14 protein-coding genes are annotated in these 14,663 nt (G+C 47.9%); 9 read left to right on the top strand and 5 right to left on the bottom strand.

From position 1 onward, the window contains the following. The first annotated feature begins 351 nt into the window (after positions 1–351). The 4 genes from dnaB to argF all read left to right on the top strand — a co-directional run bounded on the left by dnaB (position 352) and on the right by argF (position 5,429). Positions 352–1,755 (top strand): replicative DNA helicase, encoded by a 1,404-nt coding sequence (gene dnaB / locus JFC05_RS11500; protein WP_075100921.1) that lies wholly within the window; start codon positions 352–354, stop codon positions 1,753–1,755. A 191-nt stretch (positions 1,756–1,946) separates the two neighbouring features. After that, positions 1,947–3,023 (top strand): RNA-guided endonuclease InsQ/TnpB family protein, encoded by a 1,077-nt coding sequence (locus JFC05_RS11505; protein ID WP_198336974.1) that lies wholly within the window; start codon positions 1,947–1,949, stop codon positions 3,021–3,023. A gap of 101 nt (positions 3,024–3,124) precedes the next feature. Continuing rightward, on the top strand, positions 3,125–4,234 hold the full coding sequence (gene alr / locus JFC05_RS11510) for an alanine racemase (RefSeq protein ID WP_192993980.1): 1,110 nt from the start codon (positions 3,125–3,127) through the stop codon (positions 4,232–4,234). 271 nt (positions 4,235–4,505) lie between these two features. After that, complete coding sequence (argF, locus tag JFC05_RS11515; RefSeq protein ID WP_192993982.1) at positions 4,506–5,429, top strand: ornithine carbamoyltransferase; 924 nt, start codon at positions 4,506–4,508, stop codon at positions 5,427–5,429. Between the two features lie 136 nt (positions 5,430–5,565). Here the strand turns inward: argF and rpiA are convergent, their stop codons facing one another. From rpiA to JFC05_RS11540, 5 genes are all read right to left on the bottom strand, one after another. Further along, positions 5,566–6,225, bottom strand: a complete 660-nt coding sequence (rpiA, locus tag JFC05_RS11520) for a ribose-5-phosphate isomerase RpiA (RefSeq protein WP_192993984.1) — start codon at positions 6,223–6,225, stop codon at positions 5,566–5,568. A gap of 153 nt (positions 6,226–6,378) precedes the next feature. Further along, the gene (locus tag JFC05_RS11525; RefSeq protein WP_198336975.1) at positions 6,379–7,689 is read right to left on the bottom strand and encodes an arsenic transporter; all 1,311 of its coding nucleotides are present in this window, start codon (positions 7,687–7,689) and stop codon (positions 6,379–6,381) included. Positions 7,690–7,732: 43 nt separating this feature from the next. Beyond that, positions 7,733–8,491, bottom strand: a complete 759-nt coding sequence (arsH, locus tag JFC05_RS11530) for an arsenical resistance protein ArsH (protein ID WP_198336976.1) — start codon at positions 8,489–8,491, stop codon at positions 7,733–7,735. Then, positions 8,475–8,885, bottom strand: a complete 411-nt coding sequence (gene arsC / locus JFC05_RS11535) for an arsenate reductase (glutaredoxin) (RefSeq protein WP_198336977.1) — start codon at positions 8,883–8,885, stop codon at positions 8,475–8,477. The genes arsH and arsC overlap by 17 nt, the downstream gene beginning before the upstream one ends. A gap of 43 nt (positions 8,886–8,928) precedes the next feature. After that, positions 8,929–9,291, bottom strand: coding sequence for an ArsR/SmtB family transcription factor (locus JFC05_RS11540; RefSeq protein WP_105245617.1), 363 nt, complete (start codon positions 9,289–9,291; stop codon positions 8,929–8,931). A gap of 269 nt (positions 9,292–9,560) precedes the next feature. Between JFC05_RS11540 and ilvA the strand changes: the two genes are divergently transcribed. The 5 genes from ilvA (at position 9,561) to JFC05_RS11565 (ending at position 14,575) form a co-directional block, all read left to right on the top strand. Then, positions 9,561–11,114 carry a threonine ammonia-lyase, biosynthetic gene (gene ilvA / locus JFC05_RS11545; protein ID WP_198336978.1) on the top strand — a complete coding sequence of 518 codons (1,554 nt, stop codon included), beginning with the start codon at positions 9,561–9,563 and terminating at the stop codon, positions 11,112–11,114. Between the two features lie 256 nt (positions 11,115–11,370). Further along, the gene (locus JFC05_RS11550; protein ID WP_198336979.1) at positions 11,371–11,814 is read left to right on the top strand and encodes an RNA-binding S4 domain-containing protein; all 444 of its coding nucleotides are present in this window, start codon (positions 11,371–11,373) and stop codon (positions 11,812–11,814) included. A 207-nt stretch (positions 11,815–12,021) separates the two neighbouring features. Then, the gene (locus JFC05_RS11555) at positions 12,022–12,519 is read left to right on the top strand and encodes a low molecular weight protein-tyrosine-phosphatase (RefSeq protein ID WP_192993994.1); all 498 of its coding nucleotides are present in this window, start codon (positions 12,022–12,024) and stop codon (positions 12,517–12,519) included. A gap of 93 nt (positions 12,520–12,612) precedes the next feature. After that, positions 12,613–13,758: a UDP-N-acetylmuramate dehydrogenase gene (gene murB, locus JFC05_RS11560; protein WP_198336980.1), complete on the top strand. Its 1,146-nt coding sequence runs from the start codon at positions 12,613–12,615 to the stop codon at positions 13,756–13,758. After that, a complete protein-coding gene (locus JFC05_RS11565) occupies positions 13,742–14,575 on the top strand; it encodes a YdcF family protein (RefSeq protein WP_226940983.1) in 834 nt (277 codons plus the stop codon). The genes murB and JFC05_RS11565 overlap by 17 nt, the downstream gene beginning before the upstream one ends. The last annotated feature ends 88 nt before the right edge of the window (positions 14,576–14,663 follow it).

The following is a 14,663-nucleotide window of genomic DNA, read 5'->3' on the forward strand; positions in this document are numbered from 1 at the left end:
CCATCCTATATTTACATTAACACTTTGATTTAATTCTATTTTTTATTAGAAAAATCAGATTTCCTCGTTAAGTCTAATCTTAAAAATTCTCGCTCATCAAAGACGGTGTTTTTACAGATAATTATTTATAACGTCCGAAAAAAGGGCAGAATGTGTTAAACTTTCGCCTTTCATTGTAGCATTTACTAGCAAGCATTGAGACCACGTTTGGTACCTCTAGCATAACCGTGCGTCGCCTTTGTTTTGTTGCGTCATTTTGCTGCACTATTACTAAAATAAAAACCTTACCACATACCCATCCATACCTTTTTTATAGCATATTTATACCGACTCTTGACACATTAGGCACTCATGGCAGACAACGATAAATCCGACGACTTACTCAATCAGACACCGCCGCATAATATCGATATCGAAAAGGCGCTACTGGCCTCTTTGATGAGTATTGAAGAGGCGTACGACAAGATTGCCGATATCGTCACCAAAGACGACTTTTATGCGGGTCGACATCAATACATTTTTGATGCGATTGCCCATTTAGCTGCCGTTGGCGAGCCTTATGACACTGTGATGGTCCATGACTGGCTAGAGGCACAAAAACTCCTAAAAAGTGCAGGCGGCGACAGCTATTTGGCAGATATTTTGAGTCAAAGCCCAGCGACCTTGTTTAACCTCACCGCCTATGCGCAGCGCGTGCGTGAGCTCTCTACCTTACGCCAGCTGATTACCACTGGTAACGATATGCTGGCACTGGCATATAATCCAAAAGACCAAACGGTCAGTGATATTTTAGACAATGTCGAGAGTAAGATATTTAGCATCAATGAGCAGCATAATAAACGCGCCGAGCAGCGAGGCCCTGTCGGTATTACCTCGGTGCTGACCAATGTCATCGACCAAATTCAAGAGCTAAAATCCAACCCCGATGGCATGATTGGCTTACAAACGCCCTTTGCAGAATTGAACAATAAAACGCAAGGCTTACAATCTGGCGACTTAATCATCGTCGCCGCCCGTCCATCTATGGGTAAAACCACCTTTGCCATGAACTTGGCAGAAGGTGTATTGTTTAATGAAGACCTGCCAGTGGTGGTGTTTTCTATGGAGATGCCCGCTGAGTCTATCGTCATGCGTCTGCTATCCTCTTGGGGGGCGATCAACCAAACGCACCTGCGCTCAGGCCAGATGAATGAAGACGAATGGGCAAAAATGATGAACGCCATTCAGCATCTACAATCCAAGCATCTGTACATCGATGACAGCACGGCGCTACCGCCCTCTGAGATGCGCTCACGCTGCCGGCGCATCGCCAAAAACCATGATGGCAAGCTAGGCGCTATCGTGGTCGATTATCTACAGCTGATGAAAGTCCCTAGCCTCGATGGTAACCGTGTGGGCGAAATCTCTGAGATCTCTCGTAGTCTAAAGGCGCTCGCACGTGAGCTTGAGTGTCCGGTCATCGCTTTATCTCAGCTTAACCGTAGTCTGGAAAACCGCCCAAACAAACGCCCTATTATGTCGGATTTGCGTGAATCAGGGGCAATTGAGCAGGATGCCGATTTGATTATGTTCATCTATCGTGATGAGGTTTATAATGAAAACTCAGACCTCAAAGGCGTGGCCGAAATCATCATTGGTAAACAACGTAACGGCCCCATTGGTACCGTACGTTTGGGCTTTGAAGGCCAGTTTACCCGCTTTATTAACCTAACGCCTGAGTACTATCAAGGTGTCAGTTTTGAAAACGATGAATAACCCCAAACGCTCACGATTGAGCATTGAATAAGACCCAAACAAATCATCACAAACCCTAGCCAGTGCGATATCAGCGTCATTGATATCGCATTGGCTTTATTGCTTCACCCCCTTTTTATCAGGCATCAGCCATTGTCGCCCAGTATGGCGAACCCCTTGATACCCAAACCCATTGAGATCATAATTACTCCATGAAAACGCTCAAGCTACGCATCAAAGACAAACATGCCACTCAGCTCAATATCTTGGCTGGGTCGGTTAACTTTGTCTGGAATTACGTCAATGAGCTAAGTTTTAAACATTTACAGCGCACAGGCAAATTCTTTTCAGCCTATGACTTGGCCGCTTATACCAAAGGTAGTGGCGAGTATTTAAACTTGCACAGCCAAACGCTACAAGCCATCTCTGAAACCCATGCCAAAAGCCGTAAACAGTTTAAAAAAGCCAAACTCAACTGGCGCACCAACAACCCAAAGGCCAAGAGAAGAAGTTTGGGCTGGATTCCCTTTAAAAAGACCGCGATTAAGCATATCAGTACGCGCCAAAGTGGTAAAAAGTCTTTAAAAAGCACCCTACAATTTAGCTTAGCTAACCGTCAAAAGCTGATCATTGATGTATGGGATAGCTACAATTTAGCCCTGTACAGCATCAACACCTGTGAGTTGGTACAAGACAATCGTGGTCACTGGTACGCCTGTATCACCGTCAAAGAGTTTCCAAAGATTAAGTGTGGCACTGGCCAAGTTGGTATTGATTTAGGCTGTAAGGATTCAGCGGTCAGTAGTAATGGCGATGTTCTAACCACTAAGCTAACCCATCAATATGCTGAAAAACTGGCCATTGCCCAACGTGCTAAAAACAAAAAGCGGGTCAAAGCCATTCACGCCAAGATTAAAAACACCCGCCAAGATTTGATCCATAAATTCACATCAAAGCTTGTTAAAGCCAACAACTTAATCGTTGTTGGTAAAATCAAATCAACATCATTCACTTCATCCAAACTGGCCAAATCCGTCTATGACGCTGGTTGGTTTGAGATTAAGCGGCAACTGGACTACAAATGCGCGAACGCAGGTTGCCACTATATCGAAGTCAATGAAGCGTACAGCACCCAAATCTGCTCGTGTTGCGGCTCTCGCCAAGACAGTCCGAAAGGTAGATCAGGTCTTGGTATAAGAGAGTGGTTTTGTCGTTCTTGTAAAACGACCCATAACAGAGATGTTAATGGAGCGAAAAACATTCTCGCGGTCGGGCTTGGCCGTCTTTAGTAGGTATCCCCTCACTTTAGGGAGGGGAGGAAGTCAATCGATGTATTTGCTCATAAAACAAGTTGATTTATCAAATCACGTTGCCAATAAAGAAGCCCATTATGCGTACCATTACTATCAAACCAAAAGCCCTCACTCATAACTTATACCAAGTAAAAAAACTGGCCCCAAATGCTAAAGTACTCGCCATGGTCAAGTCCAATGCCTATGGTCATGGCGTGGCGGCGGTACTGCCCGCCCTGCAGCAAGCCGACGGCATCGGTGTGGCTACTTTGGCAGAGGCTCTAGAGGCGCGGCAATTGGGCTGGCATAAAACCATTGGGCTCATTGAAGGCGCCTTTACCGCTGATGAATGGCAGACCGCCATTGCCCAAGATATCAGCTGCGTGATTCATCATGAGCCGCAGCTGATGTGGGCGCTAGACAATATCCCACCTGCCAGCAGTGCCACGCGCGTGGTTTGGCTAAAATACAATACCGGTATGAATCGCTTAGGGTTTGATGCCAAAGGCGTTATCGATGCGGCGGCGCGGCTACATGCAGGCGGCTATCAGCTGATTTTAACCACACATTTTGCCAATGCCGATGACAGCAGCCACCCGCTAAATGCGCTACAAATTCAGCGCTTTAACGACATGCTGCAAACCTTAAAAGACACCGTCAGCGATGAAGTAAAAGGCTCGTTGTGTAACTCAGCAGGTATCGTCAATTTTGCAGAGCATCATCATGACTGGGTACGCCCTGGTATTATTTTATATGGTAGCTCACCGGTCGTCGACCAAAGTGCAGCTACGTTAGACTTGCAGCCTGCAATGGAGCTTTGCGCCCAAATCATCGCCTTGCAGACAGTCAGTGCCAATGATGCCATCGGCTATGGCAGCTTATGGTCAGCACCGCACGATACCAAAACCGCCCTCGTCAGTATCGGCTACGGTGACGGCTACCCTCGCGTCATCAGCAGTGACGCTTATGTGACCGTCATCAATGCCGCAGATCAGCAGCGCTATCGCTGTGCCGTGCTTGGACGCGTGGCCATGGATATGATCGTTATCGATGCCAGCACGATGCCAGCAGGCACCGCCTTAAACAGCAAAGTCATCTTATGGGGTGAGGCGCCGCACGTCGATGAAGTCGCAAGCCACGCTGGGACGATCAGCTATGAGCTATTATGTCGCCTGAGCACGCGCCCAGCCCGTATAGCCGCTCACTAAATACCTAAACTTGAATCACTGACAGGTTTGGCATCCTGACTGGTAAAGGGTTTTATGTCATTAGCCAGTCTACACGCACAGATGGCATCGAGCCTCTATAGCAAGTAATACCGCAGCCATATGAAAGGGTGCTGACTTGAGAAAATTGGCCGTTTACATTGGGCCTAATTGCGCTATACTAAAAGTTTGTTGTCACCCCAGTGTGCGCGTTGAGCGCTGCTGCACAAGACTGATAACGTTTCACTGACTGCGATCGACTGCTAGGACTACTATGAGTTTGCGCCATTTTTTGACTTTATCTGATTTAACCCAACAAGAACTAGAAACCCTTATCAAACGCGCAAGCGAATTACGTAAGATGCAACATGCAGGCGAGGTCTATCAGCCTTTTGTTGGCCGTACGCTTGGCATGATTTTTGAAAAATCCTCTACTCGTACGCGTATCTCGTTTGAGACCGGCATGGGGCAATTTGGCGGTAGCGCCATCTTTTTATCACCCAATGATACCCAGCTTGGCCGCGGTGAGCCGCTAGAGGACTCTGCACGCGTCATCTCAAGCATGGTCGATATCATCATGATTCGTACCTTTGGTCACGAAAAAGTCGAGACTTTTGCTGAGTACTCTAGTGTGCCGATTATCAATGCGCTGACCGATGAATTCCACCCTTGCCAATTGCTCGCCGACATGCAAACTTTCTATGAGCATCGCGGTAGTATCAAAAATAAAATCGTCACTTGGGTTGGCGATGGCAACAATATGTGCGCCTCCTACATGCAAGCGGCGAGTCAGTTCGGCTTTGAGCTACGCGTGGCCGCGCCTTACGGCTTTGAGCCCGATCCTAAGCTGATGGAGCGTTTCTCGCATTGCGTCAGCCTAGTCGAAGATGTGCAAGATGCGGCAAAAGACTCGCACCTTATCGTCACCGACGTCTGGGCCAGTATGGGTCAAGAGTCTGAGCAAAATACACGCGCGCGCCGCTTTGCACCCTATCAAGTGACGCCCTCACTGCTTGATAAAGCCGACCCTGACGTGGTGTTTATGCACTGCTTGCCTGCGCACCGCGGCGAAGAAATCTCTCACGACATGCTTGATGATCCGCGCTCCGTGGTCTGGGACGAAGCGGAAAACCGCTTACATGCGCAAAAGGCCCTGATGGAGTTTTTGCTCAAGGATAAGATTAAACTATCGGTTTAACTGATGGACAATCAATTTGTTTAAAAGCAAATCTTTTTTAAAACAGATAGCAAAAAGGCAGATTACTTATAGTAGTCTGCCTTTTCTTAGTTTTAAGTTCTAGCTTCAAAAGTTTAACGATAAATAATGACGCCTATTAACGCGTTATCGTTTCAACCCCACTACTACTCGCCTTTAGTAAAACATCGGCTTGATTGGCGGCAAAGATGCCATTACATACGACCCCAACGATATTATTTAGCTCTTTTTCAAGCGCTATAGGATTGCTGACATCTAAGTCATAAGTGTCGAGAATAACATTGCCATAATCAGTGACAAAGTCCTCACGGTAGACTGGCTCACCGCCCATTTGTGCTAGCTGACGCGCCACATAGGAGCGCGCTTGCGGCAAGACTTCGATCGGTACAGGAAACGATCGGCCTAGTATATCGACGCGTTTGCTCTCATCGACCATACAGACGAATTTATTAGACGCTGCAGCGACAATTTTTTCACGCGTCAGCGCGCCGCCGCCGCCTTTGATGAGTTGCAGATGGGCATTAACCTCATCAGCACCATCGATATAGACATCAAGCTGGCCGGCAAAGTTTAGATCGACAATCTCGATACCCAAAGCACGCAATTTGTCTTCTGTCACCTGTGAGCTGGCAACAGCACCAGCAAGCTTGACCTGCGGCAATAGCTCAATCAGGCAGTTCACCGTACTACCTGTCCCTACGCCAAGTATCATGTCATCTTCGATATAACTTAGAGCAGCTTTGGCTGCGGCTTGCTTTTGTGCTTGCTGATCACTCATCATAAATCCTTGACAGAATAAACGTATTGTCTTAAAAGTTAGAAAGTTAAAAGGCGCTCATATTATAACTGATGCTTGTTAGATATGTCAGCGTAAAACCAATTCTAATAATGAGGTCTTCCACCCGGAATTGATAACCCATATAAATGCCTTTTAAACCCCAGAGACATGAGGCAACCAAAACACTAACGCTAACAGCGTGGCTAATAATACTGGCGGCGTAATAAGCAGCCCGATTTTCATATACTGCCCCCAGCTGATTTTATAGTCCTTTTCTGCTAAGACATGCAGCCATAACAAGGTCGCAAGGCTACCAATGGGCGTAAACTTCGGCCCCAGATCATTGCCAATCACATTGGCATAAATCATCAGCTCGCGAGTCGCTGTGGGTACTTGCGCGCTATCGATAGCTAGTGCACCTACCAAGGTAGAAGGCATGTTATTCATAATAGAGGCCACAATCGCTGAAAGAAATCCCGTGCCTACTGTGGCGATGATATTGCCTTGCTGCCCTAACCAGTTGAGTATTTGAGCACCATAAGCCGTCAGCCCTGCGTTACCCAAGCCATAAACCACCAAGTACATACCGATTGAAAACAAGACGATTTGCCAAGGCGCTTTACGTACGACGTCAGATACAGAAACAACCGCATCTCGCCCGCCCTGCCACCAGCGGCCTGCAATTGCTATCAGCACCAGCGCAGCAACGACAGTCACGAAGGAGATAGGAATACCTAATGACTCAGTCGCAAAATAAGCAACCAATAACAAAGCAAGTAGCGGAAAGGCGGCTTTAAACACCAGCGGATCTTCGATAGCGGATGCAGGTGCGCTAAGATTGGCAATAGAATAGTGTGTTGGAATTTGGCGCGCATAGACTACCCACAGCACTGCTAATGTCGCGATGACAGAGACAATATTGACTGGCACCATGACCGCCGCATAACGTCCAAAGCCGATATCAAAATAATTGGCGCTGACGATATTAACCAGATTAGAAGTCACTAACGGCAAACTTGCGGTATCAGCGATAAAGCCCGTCGCTATGATAAAAGCCAATGCCGATGGCGGTGAAAACTTAAGCCGGAGCAAGATAGCGATGACAATCGGTGTTAGAAGTAATGCAGCGCCATCATTGGCAAAAAACGCGGAGATAAACGCGCCCAATATCACAATCATGGGAAACAACAACCGCCCTTGCCCATTGCCCAGTCTCGCCACATGGAGCGCCGCCCAACCAAAAAATCCCGCTCTGTCTAAGATAAGCGAGATGATAATTAGCGCCACGAAGGTAAAAGTCGCATCCCAAACGATGTCCCATACAATACCGACATCGGATAATTGCACCACGCCAAAAGCCAAGGCGACCAAGGCTCCGCCTAGCGCGCTCCAACCAATGCCCAAGCCTTTAGGCTGCCATATCACCAACACCAACGTCACGATAAAGATAATGAATGCAAGCATGGAGCAACCTTATTTACACCGTGTTGATTATAACTAGGAGATATTACAGCGACTTTTGATTGACACGCTGCGACACTGCTTCGGCACTTTCTACCCGTTCAGAATAGCGATCAGTCAGATAAGCCGAGCGTCCACGAGTCAGCCATGTAAACTTTACCAGCTCTTCACAGACATCGACAAGGCGCAGATACAAAGGCGACATATCCATGCGATTGTCATCATTAAATTCTAAAAAGGCCTTAGGAATAGACGATTGATTGGGGATAGTAATCATGCGCATCCAGCGCCCCAGAATGCGCAGCTGATTGACGGTATTAAAGCTTTGACTGCCACCGCTCACTTGCATCACTGCCAAGGTTTTGCCTTGGGTTGGACGTACGCCGCCCAGTGCGAGTGGTATCCAATCGATTTGTGCTTTCATAATGCTGGTGATACTGCCATGACGCTCTGGACTCACCCACAGCATGCCCTCTGACCACTGCGCCAGCTCGCGCAACTCTTGCACCTTTGGATGATCGCTATCAGCGTCATCAGGCAGCGGCAACCCCGATGGATTAAACATCCGCACCTCACAGCCATACCAACGCAGCAGCCGACTTGCTTCCTCTGCCGCTAGCCTAGAAAATGAGCGCTCACGTAACGACCCGTATAGCACCAGTATCTTTGGCGGATGACGTGGGTCATTTGGCGCAATCAGCGACTCAACATCTATCGGTTGTAATTGACTAGCATCAATATTGGGCAAGTCATCTAGCTTCAATGAATCCTCTGCGTGAGGCTGATTTTTATTGGCTGTTATCATGATAAATCGTCTCGCCGTCTTCTTTAGTAAAGCTGCTCACTGGATTTTCTAACAATTCAAACACCCGCTCTGATGGTCGGCATAACGCTGCGCCCTTATCCGTGACCACGATAGGACGATTGATTAAGATAGGATGGGCAATCATTGCATCGATAATATGGTCATCAGACAGCTCAGGATTGTCTAAGCCCAGCTCATCATTGACGGCTTCTTTGCTACGTAACAGCTCTCTTGGCGAGATATCCATCTTTGCCAATAGGTCAACCAACTCGTCACGAGTCGGCGGGTTTTTTAGATACTCCACCACTTCTGGCTGCTCACCTGATGCCTTTATGATGGCAAGGGTATTGCGAGAAGTACCGCAGTTGGGGTTGTGAAAAATCAAGGGTTTCATAGCGATTTCACCTATTTTTTGAATCTAGTTATTAGGGTGTGCTTTACAGACTGTCTTTTTTATCAGATTTAGCAGCCTCACAGCCGCTTAAGCTATCTATGAGCGAAGCACACAGCTCTGGATGTCCTGCGCAGCAGTCCTGCAATAAAAACTGCACGACCGCCTCCATATGCGACAACGACGCGCGATAGATAATTTGCCGACTTTGGCGTTTTGACACTACCCACCCTGCTCGCGCCAGCACGGCTAAATGCGCGGACATGGTGTTATGCGGCACACATAGCTGACGGGCTATTTCACCTGCAGGTAGGCCGTCAGGCTCTTGACTGACCAGTAGTTTAAAGGCTTTTAGACGCGTGTCTTGAGACAGTGCGGCAAAGCTTGCGATAGCGTTAGTTATTTCCATATGTCCAATAATACAGACATATCAGAATAATGCAATAAGTTTCGTTTATACCCAGTCAGATTACCGCCCTGTTCTATCAGATACCCAAACAAGCTGACTACCTTTTAACCGCCAAACACTCACTCCTGCCCAGCTCAGTATGAAATCACCACAAAACTGCAATTGTGTCTTGCAAGATAGGTAAAATCAGCATAGGCTAATCTATTTCGTTTTTATTGTTATCTATACTTTTTATCGACAATTTTTATCGACAATTTTTAGGGGTCATTATGCTATCACACTGGGTACGAGCCATCTTGCAAGCCACCGTCTATGACGTTGCTATTCAAACGCCACTAGAAGCAGCTCCCAAGCTGACCCAACGTTTTGCTAATGATATTCGCTTTAAGCGCGAAGACCTGCAGCCTGTCAAATCCTTTAAATTGCGCGGCGCTTATAATCGCATTAGCCAGCTGTCCGATGAGCAAAAAGCGCGCGGCGTGATTTGTGCATCAGCAGGCAACCATGCGCAAGGGGTTGCTTACTCTGCGAAAACACTTAATCTTAACAACATCATTGTCATGCCCACCACTACGCCAGACATTAAAGTCGATGCGGTGAGAGCACTTGGTGGCAATGTCGATCTGCACGGCGACAGCTTCGACGAGGCCAACCGCTATGCGATCAACCGCGCCAAGACTGAGGGCCTGACCTTTATCCCGCCTTATGATGATGAGCTGGTGATTGCTGGTCAAGGCACCATCGGGCTTGAGCTCACGCAGCAGTGGCGCAACATGGATTATGTGTTTGTCGCCGTTGGCGGTGGCGGCCTCATCTCAGGAGTCGCCGCGTTTTTGGGCGAGGTCGCACCGCACGTCAAAGTCATCGCTGTAGAAGCGGAACAATCGGCATCACTCAAAGCTGCTTTAGAAGCCAATGAGCGCGTTAAGCTTGAGCAAGTTGGTCTGTTTGTCGATGGCGTAGCGGTGGCGCAAATCGGTGAGCTGCCTTTTGAGGTGGTACGCACACAAAAAAGCGATGGCTCTGGGCCTATCGTCGAGCCAGAAGTCGTGACTTGTACTAACGATGAAGTCTGCGCAGCGGTCAAAGATGTCTTTGAAGAAAACCGCAGTATCGTTGAGCCAGCCGGTGCTCTGTCGGTCGCTGGTATGAAAAAATACATCAAAGCGCATGATTTGCAAGGCAAAAACTGCGTCGGCATCATCTGCGGCGCTAACATGAACTTTGACCGCCTGCGTTATATCGCTGAGCGCACCGAAATCGGTGAGAAAAAAGAAGCCATCTTTGGTGTGACCATTCCTGAGCAGACTGGCGCTTTCTTAAACTTCTGCCGTAGTTTGCACGGACGTAACATTACTGAGTTTAACTACCGCGCCGATAGTCAAAAATCACCAGACTCGATGGAGCCTGCCTCAATTTTCGTCGGTATCGCGCTAAAAGAAGGCGAAAAAGAGCGACACACCATCAGTAAACAGCTGGCAGATGATGGCTATACCGCTCACGATTTGACCGACGATGACATCGCTAAATCACACATCCGCCATCTTATCGGTGGCCATGCTCATGTCGAAAACGAGCAGCTACTAAAAGTGGTATTTCCCGAGCGTCCTGGCGCATTGCTGACTTTCTTAGAAAAGCTTGGCGATGATTTTAATATCACCTTGTTCCATTATCGCAATCATGGCGCCGCTGAGGGTCGCGTGTTGGTTGGCCTACAAGCCTCGATGAGCAACTCGCGTCAACTGCAAGACGCCCTGCTAGATATCGGCTACGAGTGCACTATGATTAATGATAATATCGCCTATCAGTTGTTTTTAAAATAAGCAGAATGTGTCAATCACCATTGTTTACATAGCTTAGACGACCAATACTTTATGGCACAGTATAACTCTCAACGGCTTGTCTTTATTAAGACGAGCCGTTTTTTATCCTGTACTGTGCTATGATCTGCTGATGGTATCCTTTATTAGATTGACCAATTAGGACGTTATCGATTGCACCCTCAGACTAAGTTGCTCTTTTAATTTATAAAAAAAGCACCATTTATGATCATAGTTTATTGATATCTATGAGGTTTTGATGAGTAAACACAATAAAAACCATAATCAACCAAGTCATAGCCAGTCAGATATAGCACGCATGCGTATCGATAAATGGCTATGGGCGGCGCGCTTTTATCGTACACGCACGCTCGCCAAAGAAGCGATTGAGAGCGGGCGTGTGCATTATGCTGGCAGCCGTGTAAAGACCAGTAAAGAGATTGCCGTCGGTGACGAGTTGCAGATTCGTCAAGGCTCGGCCACTGCCATGACCGAAAAAACCGTCATCGTCGAGGCGCTAAGTGCTCAGCGCGGAAACGCCTCGACGGCACAGATGCTATATTCAGAGACCGAGGAGAGCGAAAAACGCCGAGCATACTATGCCGAGCAGCATAAGCTTGCCAACCTTGCCCGTCCTGATAATAAACCCAACAAAAAAGAGCGTCGTGATTTGCAGCGCTTTAAAAACAAACAACACTCATGATCGAAACCCGAAACATCAAGGACTACCTACTCTAGGTATTCTTGGTAAACGTGCTGTGAATGTCACAAATGCCACCGTGTTCTTCGCCCTTGCCATTTCATGTATTAACCGTTAGGCTAGGGACTATTTAATCACTGACATGCTAATAAGCCGCATCCCCTATGCTGGTCTTAATGGCATGTTTTTTTTGTTATAAAAGGTCATAGTATGCTGATAAAAGCCTGTACCCCATCTTCTGTGTTATTGGTTTGCTTGGGAAATATCTGTCGATCGCCCACGGCCGAAGAGATTTTTCGTCAACAGGCTGCTATAGCTGGTCTAGATATCAAGATAGACTCAGCAGGCACGGGCGACTGGCATATCGGTCATGCGCCAGATGAACGCTCGCAGCGCCATGCCAAATCTCACGGCTATAACATCGGCAAACTGGTGGCTCGCCAAGTCAGCGCTGACGACTTTCGTCAGTTTGATTTGATACTGGCCATGGATAGCCAAAACCTGGCGGATTTGCAAGCCATCAAAGATAGCCTGACAGACCCTATAGACACTCTAGCCAAGCTGGCTTTGTTTAGTGAAGAAGACCCCACTTACGGCGGCGATGATGTGCCAGATCCTTATCATGGCGATGCTGAGGACTTTGAGGAAGTCATAAAACGCATTGAATCAAGTGCACAAGCTTGGATTGAAAGCTGGAAAACATGCTAGCGATAAGGTCCATATTTTTGCTACTTTTATGAATGGTATCCTTTATAATAACTCCCGTATTATTTGTTCTTTATCTGCCATATAGGCTACGTTATGACCTTAGTTTCACGTCTTGAGCGAAATGCTCACTTAGCGACTCAGACTCACTCGCCAGCAGACGCCCTACTGCGTCATGCCGTCGATTTGTCCCATCATAACACCATGGCCTTAGCCTGTAGCGCTGACACAGTCATCACCTTGCATGACGAAGTGCAGATTGACGCGTTGATGGTAGATAAAACGGCGGCCATTAAAGAGCGCCCTCTCTTAATCCTCTCAGGTGGCAGTAACGTGTTACTGCCTGCCAAGCTAGATGCCGTTGTCTTGCAGCCCATGATGCGCGGTATCAACGTGGTCGCGCAAACAGACAGTTATATCGATATCGAGGTCATGGCAGGCGAGAACTGGCATGACCTGGTGACTTATACCGTTTATCAAGGCTGGTACGGTCTTGAAAACCTAGCCTTGATTCCTGGTCTAACAGGGGCGGCTCCTGTACAAAACATCGGTGCTTACGGCGTACAGCTCGAAGACCATTTACTATATATCCGCGCCTATCATCTGCCTACTCAAACATGGCAGCAGCTGTCAGCGGCACAGTGTCAATTTGGCTATCGCGACAGCATCTTTAAGCGCACGCCCAATACTTGGCTCATCAGCCGGGTGGCCTTTCGCTTGCATCTTCATGAAACCCAAGTAAAGGCCAGCTATGGCGATGTACAGACAGTAGCGCAGCGTTATGCCGATGCGAAAGGGTATCAGCACCTCACCCCAGCGCATGTGATGCAAGCGATCATCGATATTCGCCAGCAAAAACTGCCCGACCCAAAACAGCTACCCAACTGTGGCAGTTTTTTCCAAAACCCTATTATTCCTCAAGCGCAGTTTACAGCGCTGCAAACCACCTATCCTGACATTGTCGGCTACCCCATGCCAGATGCGATGATAAAAGTTGCGGCTGGCTGGTTAATCGAGCAAGCAGGACTCAAAGGCGGCGGCATTGCACCCATCATGACGCATCAGCAGCAAGCCCTTGTGTTGACCAACCACCAGCCTTATCAGGCGACGCAAAATGATGTGGCCACCGCGCAGCACCATATTGCCCAAGTGGTATACGAAAAATTTGCCATACGTTTATCACGTGAGCCAGTATGGATAAACGCTGATGGCTCGATTGGGTACGATGAGCATGCGGCCTAAACCATCATGGTCGATACGCTTATGGCGGCATTATCTGCGCATGGCTGAGCGTTTGCTAAAGCTGCTTCGTATTATTAATATCACTTTTTTATTGGGCACCACGTCCATCATTTTGCTACTGATTAGCTTATTTACCCCTTTGTTTTCTCAAGCCGTCGTCTATATCCTCTCCTTATTACCGCTACCAAACATGCCATCAGCTGCCATGAGCTCACCACCGACCGCTTATGTGGTATTGGGGGGCGGCTTGACCAATGATCATAACAATCAAATCATTCTCAACAGCTACAGCCTCAATCGCGCCCGAACGGCTGCAACGGCCTATCATGACTTACCCTTACCTATTGTGTTAAGCGGGGCTGAAGCGCCTTGGCTTGGTCAATGGCTCATCGAGCATGGTATTGACGGCCTGATCAGTGAAAATGCCAGCATGAACACCTGCGAAAACGCGCGCTTTACCGCCAAGCGTATCCCGCTGCATCACGTGTATCTGATTACCGATAGCTATCATATGGCGCGTGCGCGCAGACAATTTGCCCTAAATGGTATCAATAGCACCCCACTGATCGCCCCTTTGCCGGTAAGACGCGACTGGCACAAACCTGCGCAGAATTTAACGCACTCACGGCGTGCAGTGTATGAAGTAGCCGCCTACTTGCGCGATGTGATAAGGCCTCAGATGGATTGTCGCCACGCCAATGATGTAAGCGAGCAGCAACTACTGACGCCTAGAGGCAATGTGGCCAAGACAACGCCCAAAGCAGAACAAACCATAGAAAACCAAACTATAGAAAACCAAACCATAGAAGAAGAATAGCATTCATATGGTCGCGGCCATGCCATTTACAGTTTGACTTCCTCCCCTCCCTAAACGGAGGGGATTCCTACTAAAGACGGCCAAGCCC

It is taken from the genome of Psychrobacter celer, from assembly GCF_016107555.1.
Lineage (GTDB): Bacteria > Pseudomonadota > Gammaproteobacteria > Pseudomonadales > Moraxellaceae > Psychrobacter > Psychrobacter celer.